The 16,224-nt window shown below is 70.2% G+C and carries 11 protein-coding genes; 5 read left to right on the forward strand and 6 right to left on the reverse strand.

Going from position 1 to position 16,224, the window contains the following annotated elements:
* From ACH4EW_RS11825 to ACH4EW_RS11840, 4 genes are all read left to right on the forward strand, one after another.
* Positions 1-579, forward strand: a 579-nt coding sequence (locus ACH4EW_RS11825; RefSeq protein ID WP_398254834.1) for an electron transfer flavoprotein subunit alpha/FixB family protein, incomplete at its 5' end; no start/stop codon positions are given.
* A 184-nt stretch (positions 580-763) separates the two neighbouring features.
* Positions 764-2,002 (forward strand): sensor histidine kinase, encoded by a 1,239-nt coding sequence (locus ACH4EW_RS11830; RefSeq protein ID WP_398254836.1) that lies wholly within the window; start codon positions 764-766, stop codon positions 2,000-2,002.
* Positions 1,974-2,678 (forward strand): response regulator, encoded by a 705-nt coding sequence (locus tag ACH4EW_RS11835; protein ID WP_398254839.1) that lies wholly within the window; start codon positions 1,974-1,976, stop codon positions 2,676-2,678. Before ACH4EW_RS11830 ends, ACH4EW_RS11835 begins: the two co-directional genes overlap by 29 nt.
* Before the next feature lie 548 nt (positions 2,679-3,226).
* Positions 3,227-3,565: a zf-HC2 domain-containing protein gene (locus ACH4EW_RS11840; protein ID WP_398254842.1), complete on the forward strand. Its 339-nt coding sequence runs from the start codon at positions 3,227-3,229 to the stop codon at positions 3,563-3,565.
* Between the two features lie 44 nt (positions 3,566-3,609).
* Here ACH4EW_RS11840 and ACH4EW_RS11845 read toward each other — a convergent pair whose 3' ends face one another.
* Positions 3,610-5,853, reverse strand: a complete 2,244-nt coding sequence (locus tag ACH4EW_RS11845) for a serine/threonine-protein kinase (RefSeq protein ID WP_398254844.1) — start codon at positions 5,851-5,853, stop codon at positions 3,610-3,612.
* A gap of 579 nt (positions 5,854-6,432) precedes the next feature.
* Here ACH4EW_RS11845 and ACH4EW_RS11850 point away from each other — a divergent pair.
* Positions 6,433-7,497 carry a biotin/lipoate A/B protein ligase family protein gene (locus ACH4EW_RS11850; RefSeq protein WP_398254846.1) on the forward strand — a complete coding sequence of 355 codons (1,065 nt, stop codon included), beginning with the start codon at positions 6,433-6,435 and terminating at the stop codon, positions 7,495-7,497.
* 48 nt (positions 7,498-7,545) lie between these two features.
* Here ACH4EW_RS11850 and ACH4EW_RS11855 read toward each other — a convergent pair whose 3' ends face one another.
* From ACH4EW_RS11855 to hydA, 5 genes are all read right to left on the reverse strand, one after another.
* Complete coding sequence (locus ACH4EW_RS11855; protein ID WP_398254848.1) at positions 7,546-10,086, reverse strand: SpoIIE family protein phosphatase; 2,541 nt, start codon at positions 10,084-10,086, stop codon at positions 7,546-7,548.
* 202 nt (positions 10,087-10,288) lie between these two features.
* Positions 10,289-11,764, reverse strand: a complete 1,476-nt coding sequence (locus ACH4EW_RS11860) for an amidase (RefSeq protein ID WP_398254851.1) — start codon at positions 11,762-11,764, stop codon at positions 10,289-10,291.
* Positions 11,765-11,954: 190 nt separating this feature from the next.
* On the reverse strand, positions 11,955-13,514 hold the full coding sequence (locus ACH4EW_RS11865; RefSeq protein WP_398254853.1) for an NCS1 family nucleobase:cation symporter-1: 1,560 nt from the start codon (positions 13,512-13,514) through the stop codon (positions 11,955-11,957).
* Positions 13,515-13,639: 125 nt separating this feature from the next.
* Entirely contained in the window at positions 13,640-14,641 is a 1,002-nt protein-coding gene (locus ACH4EW_RS11870; protein ID WP_398254855.1) for a TIGR03842 family LLM class F420-dependent oxidoreductase, read from the reverse strand.
* A gap of 11 nt (positions 14,642-14,652) precedes the next feature.
* Positions 14,653-16,053, reverse strand: coding sequence for a dihydropyrimidinase (hydA, locus tag ACH4EW_RS11875; protein ID WP_398254858.1), 1,401 nt, complete (start codon positions 16,051-16,053; stop codon positions 14,653-14,655).
* Positions 16,054-16,224 lie beyond the last annotated feature (171 nt).

Genomic DNA, 16,224 nt, shown 5'->3' on the forward strand with positions numbered 1-16,224 from the left:
CAGTCCGCGTTCGCCGCGTCGTTCACCACCAGGTCCCGTGTCTCCAAGGGGACCCCGGTCATCACGGTCAAGCCGAACTCGGCTCCGGTCGAGGCTGCTCCGGCCGCGGGTGCGGTCGAGGCGCTGGCGGTGTCGTTCTGCGCGCAGGCCACGGGGACGAAGGTGCTGTCCCGTACTCCGCGCGAGTCGACGGGCCGTCCGGAGCTGACCGAGGCCGCGATCGTCGTCTCCGGCGGCCGTGGTGTCAACGGTGCCGAGAACTTCGCGGTCATCGAGGCCCTCGCCGACTCCCTGGGTGCGGCGGTCGGTGCCTCGCGTGCCGCGGTCGACGCCGGCTGGTACCCGCACTCCAGCCAGGTCGGCCAGACCGGCAAGTCCGTCTCCCCGCAGCTGTACATCGCCTCCGGTATCTCCGGCGCGATCCAGCACCGGGCGGGCATGCAGACGTCCAAGACGATCGTCGCGATCAACAAGGACGCCGAGGCCCCGATCTTCGACCTCGTCGACTACGGCGTCGTCGGCGACCTCTTCCAGGTCGTCCCCCAGCTCACCGAGGAAGTCAAGTCCCGCAAGGGCTGACCCGCTGTCGAGCTGTACCCCGTCCCAAAGCCCGGGGCCGCGCGGTGTGAACCCACCACGCGGCCCCGGACCGCCTTGCGTCCCGGGAACAAGTTCATGAACGTCCCGTCGAGCGTGATCCGGCCGAGGCGCCCGTGTCCTGCGACACGATGCCCGATGCAGCCGTCGACCCTACGGTGGTGACATGGCAGTGATCAGCGGTCGGAAGCAAGGGGCGCGGGCTCGGATCAGTGCGTTGGAGGCACTGGGCCTGACTGTGCTGTTCGTGCTGTCGGTCGTGGCTGCCTCGCTCGTACGGCAGGAGCACCACTTCGCCCTGCGATGGCCTGTCGTGGTGCTGGCGGGTGTCGGTTGCTCTGCGTTGGTGTGGCGGCGCCGTCACCCGTTCGGCGTACTGGCCGTCGCGGTTGGCTGCGGGGTGGCCTTTCAGATACTCGGGATTCGGGAGAGTCCGCTGGTGATCAGCCCGGTCCTGATCTCCATCTACACCGTGGCCGCGCTGACCGACCGGCGTGTCACCTGGATGGCGGGATCGTTCTCGGCTGCCGTATTGGTGGGTGCCGCCGTGCTGTGCGACCCACGCTCCTGGGTGGCGCCCGACAACTGGGCAATGCTGGCGTGGACGGCTCTGCCTGCTGCCATCGGGGACGGGGTGCGCTCACGTCGTGCCTATGTGGCCGCCGTGGAGGAGCGGGCGGAGAACGCGGAGCGGACGCGTGAGCAGGAGGCGCAGCAGCGGGTGGCGGCCGAGCGGGTGCGGATCGCGCGCGAGCTGCACGACATCGTCGCGCACCACATCGCCTTGATCAACGCTCAGGCAGGCGTGGCCGTGCATCTGGTGGAACGGCGGCCGGAACAGATTCTGGCCGCCTTGGAGGACATCCGGGACACCAGCCGGTCCGCGCTGGACGAACTACGGGTGACCGTAGGGCTGCTGCGGCAGTCCGGCGACCCGGTGGCACCGCGTGATCCGATGCCGGGCCTTGCGAGCGTACCGGCGCTTCTGGCGTCGTTCGAACGCGCAGGCCTGACCGTGAGCCATGTCCGGCGGGGCATCACCGAACCGCTGACGCCGGCGGTCGACCTGGCCGCGTACCGCATCGTGCAGGAGGCCCTGACCAACGTCCACAAGCACGCCGGGGCCGACCATGCCCGCTTGATCCTGCACTACCTTCCCGAGCGGCTGACGATCACCGTCGAGGACGATGGACGAACCGGAGGGGACCCCGCCCGTCCAGGGACGGGTCACGGGCTGATCGGGATGCGTGAGCGCGCTTCCGCGGTCGGGGGCGTGCTGTACGCGGGGATGCGCCCGGAGGGCGGTTTCACCGTGACGGCTGAGCTTCCGCTGCGTGCCGGCCTGGTATCGGGCCACCCACCAAGGAGAGACGGGCATGACGATTCGCGTACTGCTTGCCGATGACCAGGCCCTGCTGCGGGGCACCTTCAGGATGCTGTTCGACTCCACGGAAGACATGGAGACGGTGGGGGAGGCGTCCGATGGGCAGGAGGCACTGGAGCTGGCGCGTGCGCACCACCCCGATGTGGTCCTGATGGACATCCGCATGCCGGAGATGGACGGCCTCGACGCCACACGGCTCATCAGTGAGTCCGAGGACCTCACAGAGGTGAAGGTGCTCATCCTGACCACCTTCGAGGACGACGAGCACGTTGCCGAGGCGCTGCGCGCCGGTGCGAGCGGCTTTCTCGGCAAGGGGGCCCGGCCCGATGAACTTCTTGACGCCGTCCGCACCATCGCCGCCGGCGAGGCGTTGCTGTCCCCGTCAGCGACCCGTGCGCTGATCAGACGTTTTCTTGCGCAGCCGGACCCGTGCCCGGCGGGCGTGCACGAGCGGCTGGAGTGTCTGACCCGGCGGGAGCGCGACGTCGTGGGGCTGGTGGCGCTGGGGCTGTCGAACGACGACATCGCCGAGCATTTGTTCGTCAGCCCGCTGACCGCCAAGACCCACGTCAATCGGGCCATGACCAAGCTGGCGGCTCGTGACCGGGCGCAGCTCGTCGTCATCGCCTATCAGTGCGGCCTGGTCAGTCCAGCTCCGGAATCAGAGGGTTCACAGGCGTCCATGCAGTCGTCGTAGTCGTCGATCCGGTGCGTGCGTGCCGGTCCCGGTCGTAGGCAGGCGTGCCGAGTACCGCAGCCGTGGTAGCTGGGAATCGCTGCGGGGGGACGACGCGCGAGGGGCCGTTCCTGGGCGAAGGTGAAAGGGCGAACGGAGGTGTCGCCATGACCGAAGCCCACTGCCCGGCCGAGGGATACAAGCCCGAACCGATCAAGCCGCGCACCGTGCGCTGCGCGCCGATCACCCTGATCGCCACCGCGGCGGCCGTGGGCACGTACTCCACGGGAACCACTCGGGCCACACCCAGCGCGACCCCGGCGGCTGTCCGTGCCGTCGGCCGGGGAGTACGCCTCGTACGGAGAACCGCTCTTCCGGGCCCCGGGCATCGGGCCCGGCCAACGCACGGCGACACCCGGGCGCGCCCAACGGCAGCCGCGGGAGTGACGGCGCCCTCGACGCCGTCTCCCTCACTCGTCGGCTCGGCGCCGACCTCCCCAGGACCCACGCCCGAACGCGCGCCGCGACGACCGCGCGACCGGCAGCCCAGCACAGGAAGGACACGTCCCATGCTCACCGCAACGCAGAAGCGCCGCACGGTCAGTGAACGACCGGCCGAAGAGCACGCTCTCACGGCCCCCGCAGCCGACGAGGCGATCACGGCGGATGCTCACCTGGCAACCTGCCCCACGTGCCGGGACGTGCACGACTGCCCGGCCACCCTGCCCGCACACCTGTTCCTACTCCGCGACGCTCTGGCAGACAGCGACGGCCGGGCCGAACGCCGCCATGCGGCACCCTGCCGGCGCGGTCCGGCCCGCACGGCCGAGGCCACGCAGCTCACCTTGTCCCAGTGGGTGAGCAGGACCGCGAAGATCGGGGACCTCGCCACGCAGCACGGTTCGTAGCTTCCCGCCGCTGACCCGGCCGCCCCCATGTCGGGGTGGCCGGGTCAGCTCGATTTCGGCGGCTTCTGCGCGTCGAAGGCGAAGAGAGTGTTCTTGGCCGCGGCCACGATCACCGCACGCCCCGCAACGGTCACGCGCGGGCTTGCGCCCTGCTCGCCCGTCAGACCATCGGCCTGCGGGTCTGTTGTCCACAGGGGTTTGCCACCGTACGGCGACAGCGCGACCACCCGGCCGGTGGCCGAGCTGAAATACAGCGCGTCGGCTCCCGCAACGGGACCCGACGCACCCTCCACGCCGGTCTGCCGCGACCACTTCTCCCGGCCGGTCGCGGGGTCGAGCGCTGTGACGAGACCGGTCTGCCGGCTCACGTAGACGGTGCCGTCCGCCATGCCGGGCGTCCCCGCATATGTCTTGGCCAGTCGGGAGTACGTGACCTTCCGCGAGGCCGGGTCGACCCGCGCCACCCCGTCGTAGCCGGCCAGCGCCGTCCCCTTCATGTGTCCCTGAAGGAGTACGAGCCTGCCGTTGGTGACGCCCACCGGCACGGCGGGGCCGTTGACCGCGATGGGCCTGCCCAGTGTCCCCGAGGCGCGGTCGACCGCGTACAGGGTGGGGTGGCGCACCTCCAGAACATCCACCTCCGCCTCCGTCGCGCACATCGCGAAGAGCTGTGGGCCCACGGGGACGGGAGCGCACTGCGTACCCGCGGGGAACGACGTCGTCCAGGTGACCTCACCGCTGTGCGCGTCCCGGGCCTCGAAGCGGGAGTTGGAAGCGTCGACCGTCACGACGGCGGAGCCGACCACAACGGCGTCCTGAGTCCGACCCGTGACGGCCTTCGACTGGGCGCCGGACGGCACGGACCACAGCTCCCGGCCGTTGTCGGCGTCGATGGCCACCACCTCGCTGTGAGGGTCCTGCGGGGCGTCCTGGGCGGCGAAGCGGTAACCGAGCACCGTGTCGTCGGTGGCGCCCACCAGGTGCATGCCCTGGACGGGGACGCCCGGGCTCTTCGCCGTCCACACCCGCGAGCCGTCCGAAACCCTGATACGGGTCGCGACAACCCCGCCGCCCCCGCAGAACAGCGCGTCGCCGCGCGCGACGCAACGCAGCTCGTCGGGGATGTCCTCGAGACCGCCCTGCACGGTCTTGCGCCACGGCTCGAAACCGTCCGGAAGTGCGGCACCCGGCGCCGCAGCGCCGTTGCCCTTGTCGCCGCCGCTGCTGCCCCCGAAGCCGCCCGCCTTCAGTGCGGCTACTCCCCCGCCGATCGCTGCCACCGCGACCGCGGCCGCGAGCACAGGACGCCATCGGCGACGCAGACGCCGGCCGATAGGGGTGCCGGCGCTCCCTGTATCGGGACCGGCCGGGGCGGTGGCCGGGGCAGCCGACGCCGGGGTGGCCCGCGTCGCGAAGTGATGCTGGGTGATCATGTCGCGGGTGCGGCCCGCGCCATCCCCGTTCGCTTCGGTCCCACCGAGGTCGGCCGGCAGGTCCCGCAGCAGCACGAGGAGTTCGTCCGCCGAGGGGCGCCCCTCGGACTCCTTGTCCAGGCACAACTCGACGACCGCGCGCAGAGCCACCGGCACGGCATCCAGCGACGGCTCCTCGTGCACCACCTGATACGCCGTCATGTATGGGCTGTCCGCGTCGAAGGGCCCGCGGCCCGTCGCTGAGTACACCAGCAGCGTCCCCAGCGAGAAGACATCGGACCGCGGCCCCACACCACGCGGCGCCTGCAACTGCTCCGGCGACATGAAGGGCGGCGTGCCGATGACCCGCCCTGTCATCGTCAGCGTCTGCTGGTCCACGGCGCGCGAAATGCCGAAGTCGATGACGCGCGGGCCCTCGGGCGAGAGCACGACGTTCGAGGGCTTCAGATCACGGTGGACGACCCCCGCCCGGTGGATGTCGCGCAGTGCCTCCGCCAGCCCGATGGCAAGCCTCCTCAGCTCCGCTCCGTTCAGCGGGCCCTTCGTGGCGATGCGCTGGGCGAGCGTGTGCCCCTCGATATAGGTCGTGGCCATCCACGGCTGCTCGGCCTCAGGGGCAGCGTCGACCACGGCGGCGGTGAACGCGCCGCTCACCCGCCTCGCCGCCGCCACCTCCTGCCGGAAACGGATGCGGAACTCGTCGTCCGCCGCGAACTGCTGGTGGATCAGTTTGATCGCGACAGGCCGCCCCGAACTCGTACGGGCCAGAAAGACCGTGCCCATGCCACCCGTGCCGAGCCGCGCCTCGAGCGGATAGCCGCCGATCTCGGCTGGATCACCTACGCGCAGCGACACTCTTCCCGACCTCCCGTCCCCCGTGCATCTCTGCCACCACGGGCCTGCGTACCTGTCCTGCACACAAACTAGCCGCAGGACAGCGCGGCAGAGCAAAGCGGGTGACGAACAGTGAGCCCGGGGCCGCTCCCGTGCCGCACATGACGAAGTCCCGCCAAGAGCATGACGGAGCTCCGTCGTGTCGTGGAACACCGCACGGTGCGAAGGTGCTGGGCGAGGCCGAGCATGCGGCGGTCGCACTTCCCATGCCGAGCATGCGGCGGTCGCACTTCCCATGCCGATCCAGCGGCATCGAGGCTGCGTAAGGGCTGTCCCGTAATCCCTGGTGGGCGCACGACGACAGCCGCGGCACCTCGCCGCGTTGTCGGGACGCCCGAATACATCCAGTATTCGGGCGTCCCTCCGCCTTGCGATGCACCACATCTGACGCCGCGCGCTGATCCACCACGGATTACGGGACAGCCCTTAGCCGCTCGTCACGAGCGAGCATTAAAGTGCGAGAGGGAGTATGTGCGCGTCCGTCCCACATCGGAGCAACAGGCTCAGGATCCACGCCGCGCACCGGAAGGGAACAAAACCGTGCATGGCGAGTACAAGGCGCCCGGCGGCAAGCTTGTCGTCGTAGATCTGGACGTCGAGGAAGGCGTACTGCGCAACGTGCGCGTCGCCGGGGACTTCTTCCTGGAGCCCGACGAGGCAATCCTCTCGATCGACAGGGCCCTGGAAGGTACCCCGTCTTCGACGGACGCCGCAGGTCTGGCGGCCCGGATCACGGCAGCACTGCCGGAGTCGACCGTGATGTTCGGACTGACCGCGGAGGGCGTTGGCATCGCTGTTCGGCGAGCGCTGGCCCATGCGACCGAGTGGAGCGACTACGACTGGCAGTTGGTGCACACGGAAGCGCAGGCCCCGGCCCTGCACATGGCACTGGACGAGGTCCTCACCGCCGAGGTGGCCGCCGGACGGCGGGCTCCCACGCTGCGGGTCTGGGAATGGGCCTCGCCTGCAGTGGTCATCGGCAGCTTCCAGTCGCTGCGCAATGAGGTGGACCCCTCAGGGGCGGCAAAGCACGGAATGACCGTGGTACGCCGCATTTCTGGTGGTGGGGCCATGTTCGTGGAGCCCATGAGTACCATCACGTACTCCCTGTCCGTGCCGGAGTCACTGGTCTCCGGCCTCTCCTTCGCCGACAGTTACGCCTACCTCGACGACTGGGTCCTCGGCGCGCTCGGCGACATGGGCATCAAAGCCTGGTACCAGCCCCTCAACGACATCGCCACCGACGCCGGAAAGATCGCCGGCGCCGCCCAGAAGCGAATGGTCGGCCCCGACGGCGGCCCTGGAGCCGTTCTGCACCACGTGACCATGTCGTACGACATCGACGCCGACAAGATGCTGGAGGTGCTCCGGATCGGCAAGGAGAAGCTGTCCGACAAGGGCACCAAGAGCGCGAAGAAGCGTGTCGACCCACTGCGCCGCCAGACCGGACTGGCGCGCGAGGCCGTCATCGAGCGGATGATCGACTCGTTCCGTAACAGGTACGGCCTCACGCGGGGCAAGGTGACGGACGAGGAGATGGCTCAGGCCGAGGAACTCGTGCGTACGAAGTTCGGCACCGAGGAGTGGACCGCTCGGGTGCCGTAGAGCCGGTGCTGCGACGGCGTTGCCGCGAATGGCTTCCCCGGAACATCCTCACGCATCCGTCGCCGGTGGTAGTTCCTGCTCGGTCCAGATGGTCTTTCCTCCGGGCGTGTAGCGGGTACCCCAGCGGCGGGTGAGCTGGGCTACGAGGAAAAGGCCGCGACCGCCCTCGTCCGTGGTCCTGGCGTGGCGCAGCCGGGGTGAGGTGCTGCTGGCGTCGGAGACCTCGCAGGTCAGGACGGACTGGCGCAGCAGTCGTAGCCGGATCGGCCCGGTGGCGTGGCGCAGCGCGTTGGTGACCAGCTCGCTGACGATCAGCTCGGTCGTCATCTCCAGCGCTTCGAGTCCCCAGGTCCTCAGCAGGCCGGCCGTCCGGGCCCGGACGCCGGCGACGGCTGCCGGGTCGGAGGGCACGTCCCACGAGACGACGTGGTCGGCGCTCAGCTCGTGGGTGCGTGCGAGCAGCAGGGCGACATCGTCGGGCTGCGGCACGGGGAGCAGCTGCTCCACGACCGTCGCGCACAGTGTGCCGAGGGGAAGTCCGCGCTGGGACAGAGCGCCGCCGAGGCGGGACATCCCGAGTTCGACGTCCCGGTCCCTGCCTTCGATGAGGCCGTTGGTGTAGAGGGCGATCAGGCTGCCTTCCGGCAGCTCGATCTCCGCTGTCTCGAAGGGCAGCCCGCCCAGGCCGAGCGGGGGTCCTGCGGGCAGTTCGGGGAAGTTGACGCGCCCGTCCGGGGAGACGATCACGGGGGGCGGGTGGCCGGCGCGCGCCATCGTGCAGAGCTGGGTGACCGGGTCGTAGACGGCGTACAGGCAGGTGGCGCCGAGCACGGTCGTGCCGGTCGCCCCGCCCTCGGGTTCCGCGTCGCCCAGGCGCAGTACGAGGTCGTCGAGGTGGGCCAGCAGTTCGTCGGGGGGAAGGTCCATGTCGGCGAGGGTGTGCACCGCCGTGCGGAGCCGGCCCATGGTCGCTGCGGCGCTGATGCCGTGTCCGACGACGTCGCCGACGACCAGGGCGACCCGGGCGCTGGACAGCGGGATCACATCGAACCAGTCGCCGCCGACGCCGTCCTTGGCGTCCGCCGGGAGGTACGAGGAGGCCACGTCCAGGGCCATCCCTCCGGGCAGCATGTGCGGGAGCAGGCTGCGCTGCAGTGTGACCGCCGCGGCGTGCTCGCGGGTGTAGCGGCGGGCGTTGTCCACGCACACCGCGGCCCTGGTCACCAGTTCGCGGGCCGGAATCACGTCATCGGGTTCGAAAGGAACCAGGTTCACCGACCGTACGAAGGTGGTCAGGCCGAGCACCGTGTCCCGGGCCCGCATGGGTACGGCGATGAGGGAGTGGCAGCCGTACTCGCGGACGCTGGCCGCCCTGGCGGGTTGTTCGACCGCCCACAGATCGACGACGGAGTCGAGGACCGGGATCAGGAGGGGCTCCCCCTCCGTGAGGAACCGGATGCCGTGGGGCGGGGGCACGGTGTCCACCGTTTCCCCGACCCGGAAGTTCGCCTCCGGGCAGCCCTCCCGCACCGAGCTCATCCCGGCGCGGCGCAACCTCGGCCGGGGCGACGCGGACTCGGCACCCGGACGTACACCCGTACCGGAAGCCCCGGCGCCGACGCGCCCGATGTCGGCGGGCCCCATGCCGAAGGGCCATGGTCCGGGCTCCTCCGGGCTGGCGACAGGCTCCAGCAGGTCGACGAAGACCAGGTCGGCGAAGCGCGGCACCGCGAAGTCGGCCAGTTCCTGAGCCGTGCGCATCACGTCCAGGGTGCTGCCGATGCTGGCTCCGGCGTCGTTGACCAGGGCCAGGCGCTGCTGGGCCTTCCACCGGTCGGTGACGTCCATCACCATGTAGCAGACGCCGGTGACGGTGCCGCCGCCCTCGGACAGGGGAAAGAACGAGGTGGAGTAGGCGTGCTGGCGGTGCGGATCGGCCCAGCTCCAGCCCCGGTACTCGTAGTCGATGACGGGGACCCCGGTGTCCAGCACACCGCGCATCAGGGTCTCTATGGCGTCGGCCTCCAGCCCCGGCAGCACCTCGCTCATCCGGCGGCCCACGCGTTGCCCACGCGGGACACCGCCGAGGCGCTCCAGGGTGTCGTTCACCCACACGTAGCGCAGTTCCCGGCTCATCACCGCGATACCGATCGGCGAGCTGGTGAGAAAGGCGTCCAGCACGGACTGCCCGATCATCCGCTCCGGTCTCCGTTCGCGTCCGGAGATCAGGAAACACTCCCGGCCGTCCAGATGGAACGAGGCCGAGACCCGTAGATCCACTTCCATCCGCCGGCCGTCGCGCCGCCGCACGTCCGCCGCACCGCTCCATCCCACGCCCGCGCGGCACCGCTCGGCGATGCCCGCCACGCGCACCGGGTCCTCGGGCATCGCGAGGAGGAAGCCGGCGGACCGGCCGACCACCTCCACGGCGCGGTATCCCAGCAGTTCCTGTGCGCTCTGTGTCCAGCCGACGACCGTTCCGGTCCCGGCGACCACTGCGGTCGCGTCATTCGCCGTGCCGAAGAAGTGCTGGTTGCTGGGCCGCGGCGGTTCGGCTCCGGGCGCCGACTGCGGACCTACGGACGCCATAGTGGTCACCACCCATCCGCTCCGTTCCCATCCATGATCCCGCGTACGGCCCTCCGGTGCGAATGTCCGCAGCCGTGGATCGGCGGGCTCGGGACCGCGACGCCGTTCGAGTCTCCGCTGTGCGACAAAGCGGCGGTCGGTGCCGCCGAACGGGTCCTCGGCATCGGCTGCCGCAGCGTCCGGCCGACGGAGATGCGGGCGGTCAGCCCCCGCCGCCCGGCCCGGCCGACGGGGGCGGTTCGGGGGGCCGGTGCTCGTACCAGCGCCGGTCGGCCTCCAGCTGGGCGGCGAGCGAGATCAGCCGTTCCTCGCTGCGGGAGGGCCCGAGCAACTGGGCGCCGACGGGCAGCCCGTCGGAGGTGAACCCGGCCGGTACGTTGATACCGGGCCAGCCCAGTACGTTCCAGGGCCAGGCATACGGGCAGGCCTCGGCCATCGTCACATCGGTGCGCCAGGCGCTCAGCCCGTCGAACCTGCCGATCGGGGGCGGTGGCAGGGCGGTCGTCGGAGTGAGCAGTACGTCATAGCCGGCGCCGCCCCGGGACGTGCGGAAGAACGCGCCGATCCTGCGGTGCTGGCGCACCTCCCGGTCCCTGGCCGCGCGCACCACCCAGCCGCCCAGCCGGGTGCCGGTGCGCAGTGCGCTGCGGGTGCGCGGGTCGAGGAGGGCGGGGTCGGGGTGGCGGGCGGCGAGTTCGGCGATCCCGGCGGTGGCGCGGGGGACGAAGCCGAGGCCGATCAGCCCGTAGCGGGGCCTGGCCTCCTCGACGTCGTGGCCGAGGCGGGCGAGGGACTCGGCCAATGCGGTGACGGCCCGTCGTACATCGGGGTGGGGTGCGGAGCCGGTGAGGGTGAGCGGGGGGCGCCAGGCGAGGGCGATGCGCAGTCTGCCCGGGTCGCGGCGGGCGGCGGCCGATGCCTCGACAGGGGGCGGGCGGTGCGGGTCCTCGGGATGGGGTCCGGCGACCGCGTCGAGCAGCAGGGCGGCGTCGGCGACGGTCCTGGCCAGGGGGCCGTTGACGGTCAGGCCCTGGAAGGCGTCGCTCTGTGGATGGACGGAGATCCGGCCACGCTGCGGTTTGATGCCGACGAGATGGGTCCAGGCCGCGGGGATACGGACGGACCCGGCGCCGTCCGAGCCGAGCGCGGCGGGTACGAGCCCGGCCGCGACGGCCGCCGCCGAACCGCCGGACGAGCCGCCGGGGGTGTGTCCGGTGTTCCAGGGGTTGCGGGTGGCGCCGAAGGCCGGCCCCTCGGTGAACGGCCACTGGCCCAGCTCGCAGGAATTGGTCTTCCCGACGATCACGGCCCCGGCCGCCCGCAGCCTGCGTACGGCCTCGCTGTCGGCGGTGGCGGCGGGCAGATCGCCGTCGCAGCCGAAGTAGGTCGGCATCCCGACGACATCGGTGTCGTCCTTGACGGCGACCGGAACCCCGAGCAGGGGCAGCCGCTCCCCCGCGGCGAGCCGGCGGTCGGCCTCGGCGGCCTCGGCGAGTGCGGCCTCGGCGCGCAGGTGCCTGAAAGCGTTGAGGGTGCCCTGACTCGCTTCGATACGGCTCAGGGCGGCGGAGACCTGCTCGGTCGAAGTGGTACGGCCTTCGGCCAGCTCCTGTGCGCTGTAGGCCAGTCCGGTCGGGCGGGCCGGTTCGGTGGTTTCGACGGCTTCCGCTGAGGACATGGGCTTGCCCTGCCTTCCTCGTATCGGCAGGTGCGCACGCCCGCACCTGTACGCCCCATCGAACTTACCGGAGGGTAACGAGTAGGGGGCGTTCCACTCAACCGTTCGGTGGACGGAGGCCGGAGACTGCCATCGGCTTTCGACAAGCCGGTACCGACGGCCACCCCGCCGCCGGACCGGAGCTTCGGCATCAACGCGCTGCTGAGCCGTACGACGTCGCCGATGTCATCCCGGCCCGGCCGCTGAGCACCACGTAGAGCACCAGCGACGAGGCCAGCCCGACCGCCCAGCCGTAGTCCGCGAGCGGCTTGAGGACGGGGATCAGCCCGTCGGCCGGGAACGGGCCCGTGCCGGGGGCCGAGTGGGAGCCGCCGATCGCCAGGATGCCGCCGACGGCGAACGCGGCGACCGCCCGCCAGTTCCAGCCGTTCGCGTACCAGTAGCGGCCGCCGGGACGATAGAGGTCCGCGAGGTCGAGCACGGTGCGGCGGACGATCCAGTAGTCGGCGATCAGAATGCCCACGACCGTACCGAGCAGTCCGCCGACCAGGCCGAGCCAGGTGAAGATGTACAGCTCGGGGGTCTCGGTGAGTCTCCACGGCATGATGAGAACGCCGACGACACCCGTGATCAAGGCTCCCGTACGGAAGTCGATGAGCCTGGGTGCGAGGTTCGCCAGGTCGTACGCGGGTGAGACGACGTTCGCCGCGATGTTCACGGAGATCGTCGCGACGAGCACCGTGACCAGGGCATAGAGCAGCCCGAAGACATTGTCGGTCCTGGCGACGAGCTGGACCGGATCCCAGATCGCCTCCCCGTACACGGCCTGTGAGCCGGAGGTGACCAGGACCGAGAGCAGGGCGAAGAGCGTCATCGTGGTCGGCAGGCCGAGCGACTGGCCCCAGATCTGGGCGCGTTGACCGGCTCCGAAGCGGGTGAAGTCGGGGATGTTCAAGGAGAGCGTGGCCCAGAAGGCGATCATTCCCATCAGGGAGGGGAAGAAGACCGGCCAGAACTCCTTGCCCCAGCCGAGCTCGGAGGGCTGGTCGAGCAGCGGGCCGAAGCCGCCCGCCTTGACGGCGACCCAGACCAGCAGCACCACGGCGCCGACGATGACGAACGGGGCGGCCCAGTTCTCGAACCGACGCAGGGTGTCCATCCCCCGGTGGATGATGGCGAGTTCGAGCGCCCAGAAGAGGATGAAGCAGAGCCAGAGTGTCCACGGCTGCCCGCCGATCTCGGATGCCTTCGCCCAGCCGCCGAAGATCTTCCCGAGCAGGGTGAAGATGCCGACGCCGCCGATCCAGGTCTGGATGCCGAACCAGGCACAGGCCACCGCGGCCCGGATCAGGGCGGGCAGATTGGCGCCGCGCAGGCCGAAGGAGGCGCGGGCCAGAACGGGGAAGGGAATGCCGTACTTGGGTCCGGCGTGCCCGGTGAGCAGCATCGGGCCGAGCACGATCAGGTTGGCGAGCGCGATGGTGAGGACGGCCTGCTTCCAGTCCATGCCGAGGGCCACCAGGCCGGAGGCGAGCAGCCAGGACGGGATGTTGTGGGCCATCCCGACCCAGAGCGCGGCGAAGTTGTACGTCGTCCAGCGGCGCCGTTCCAGCGGAACGGGCAGCAGGTCCTCATTGACGAACCGGTTGTCGGAGGGGACGGCGCCGGGGGCGAGTTCGATGCGGCCCGGCGGGTCGGATATCCGGCCCTGTGGTGGGAGGGGTGGGGTGGGTGGGACGGTCGACGTCATAACGGCTGGACCCTTCGCTCGGGAGCGGTGCCGTGCGGGGCGGGGCGGGGCACGGGGGTGCGTACAACCGGGAGGGCGGTGTGTACCACCGGTGGTGGGTGTGTACGAACCGCGGGGCGGCGGGGTCAGGTGGACAGGGCGGGGATGATCTCGGAGCCGTAGGCATCGATCGTCGCCTCGCGTGCGTCGTGCATGTTGTAGACGGCGAACTGGTCGACGCCCAGGTCCCGCAGGGCCCGGAGCTTCTCGATGTGTGCCTCGGCGGGGCCCAGCAGGCAGAACCGGTCGACGATCTCGTCCGGCACGAAGGCCGTGTCGGGGTTTCCGGCGCGGCCGTGGTGGCTGTAGTCGTAGCCGGACCGGCCCGCGATGTACGCGGTCAGCGCCTCGGGTACGAGTCCGGAGTGTTCGCCGTACCGGGACACCAGGTCGGCGACGTGATTGCCGACCATGCCGCCGAACCAGCGGCACTGCTCGCGGGCGTGGTCGAGGTCGTCGCCCACGTAGGCGGGTGCGGCAACGCAGATGGTTACGGAGTCCGGGTCTCGGCCCGCCTGTGCCGCCGCGTCCCGTACGGCCTTCACCATCCACTCGGTGAGGAACGGGTCGGCGAGCTGCAGGATGAATCCGTCGGCCTTCTGCCCGGCGAGGGCGAGCGCCTTCGGACCGTACGCGGCCATCCAGATGGGCAGTCTGCCGTCCTTCACCCATGGGATCCGGACCGGCTGCCCGTCGACGGTGGCTTCCCGCCCCTCGGCGAGGTCGCGGATGACGTCGATGGCCTCGCCGAGGCGGGCCAGGGTGTTGGGCTTGCGTCCGGCGACGCGCATCGCGGAGTCGCCGCGGCCGATGCCGCAGACGGTGCGGTTGCCGAACATGTCGTTGAGGGTGGCGAAGGTGGAGGCGGTGACCTCCCACGTGCGGGTGCCCGGGTTGGTGACCATGGGGCCGACGACGAGGTGGTCGGTGTGTTCGAGGATCTGGCTGTAGATGACGAACGGCTCCTGCCAGAGCACCGCCGAGTCGAAGGTCCAGCCGTAGCGGAAGCCGTTGCGCTCGGCGCGGCGCATCAGGCCGACGACGGCCGAGGCGGGCGGGTCGGTCTGGAGGACGAGTCCGAAGTCCATGACGGGTGCTCCTAGTCCAGGTACTGACAGGTGGCGCGCGGAGTGTACATGCCGTGGCCGGCCCGGCCGGTGAACTTCCGTCCGTCGATGACGACCTCACCGCGTGAGAGGACCGTTTCGACCTGGCCGGTGATCCGCTTCCCTTCGTACGCCGAGTAGTCGACGTTCATGTGATGGGTCTCGGCGGAGATGGTCTGTTCGGCCGCTGGGTCGTAGATGACGACATCGGCGTCGGCGCCCGGGGCGATAGTGCCCTTCTTCGGGTAGAGGCCGAACATCCGGGCCGGGGAGGTGCAGGCGATCTCGATCCAGCGGCGGCGCGAGATGTGGCCGTCCACGACCGCCTGATGGAGGAGGTCCATCCGGTTCTCCACGCCGGGCATCCCGTTGGGGATCTTCGAGAAGTCGCCGCGGCCCATCTCCTTCTGACCGGAAAAGCAGAACGGGCAGTGGTCGGTCGAGACGACCTGGAGTTCGTTGTTCCTGAGGCCCCGCCAGAGTGCTTCCTGGTGTTCCTTGGGGCGCAAAGGGGTGGAGCAGACGTACTTCGCGCCCTCGAAGTCGGGCTCGGCGAGGTTGTCGGTGGAGAGGAAGAGGTACTGCGGGCAGGTCTCACCGAAGACGGGAAGGCCCTTGTGGCGGGCGGCCGCGACCTCGGCGACGGCCTCGTCGGCGGAGACGTGCACGACATACAGCGGGGATCCGGCGACGCGGGCGAGCTGGATGGCGCGGTGGGTGGCCTCGGCCTCCAGCGCCACCTTGCGCACGTCGCCGTGGTAGCGCGGGTCGGTGCAGCCCTCGGCCAGTGCCTGTTCGACGAGTACATCGATGGCGATGCCGTTCTCCGCGTGCATCATGATCAGACCGCCGTTGCGGGAGGCCTGTTGCATGGCGCGCAGGATCTGCCCGTCGTCGCTGTAGAAGACACCGGGATAGGCCATGAACAGCTTGAAGGAGGTGACGCCCTCCGACACCAGCAGGTCCATCTCCTTGAGCGACGACTCGTTCACATCGGAGAGGATCATGTGGAAGGCGTAGTCGACGGCGCAGTTGCCGTCGGCCTTCGCGTACCAGGCGTCGAGTCCTTCGCGTACCGCGCGGCCCACGGACTGGATGGCGAAGTCGACGATCGTGGTGGTGCCGCCCCAGGCGGCCGCGCGGGTGCCGGTCTCGAAGGTGTCGGCGGCGTAGGTGCCGCCGAACGGCATCTCCATGTGCGTATGCGCGTCGACACCGCCCGGGATGACGTATTTGCCGGTGGCGTCGATCCTCCGGTCGGCGCTCCAGCTCTCGGCCGCGTCGGTGTCGTGCGCCGCGAGGGCGACGATGCGGCCACCTTCGATGAGTACGTCGGCATGCATTTCGTCGGACGCGGTGATGACGAGACCACCGTGGATGACGGTGCGGCTCATGTACCCCTCCTCACTGTGGCGGAATGGGTCTACGCACGTAGACAAGGTGCGTGGTGAAGAACGTAGAAGCGGGCTACCCACTGTGGCAATACCACTGCGGCCAACCGCTGAAGACGTTTCTGTTTCACTCGCCTGGCACTCCACTGGCCCACAGCGCGACACGGCGCGGCA

It is taken from the genome of Streptomyces sp. NPDC018000 (genome assembly GCF_044328025.1).
In the GTDB taxonomy this organism is placed as follows: Bacteria; Actinomycetota; Actinomycetes; order Streptomycetales; family Streptomycetaceae; genus Streptomyces.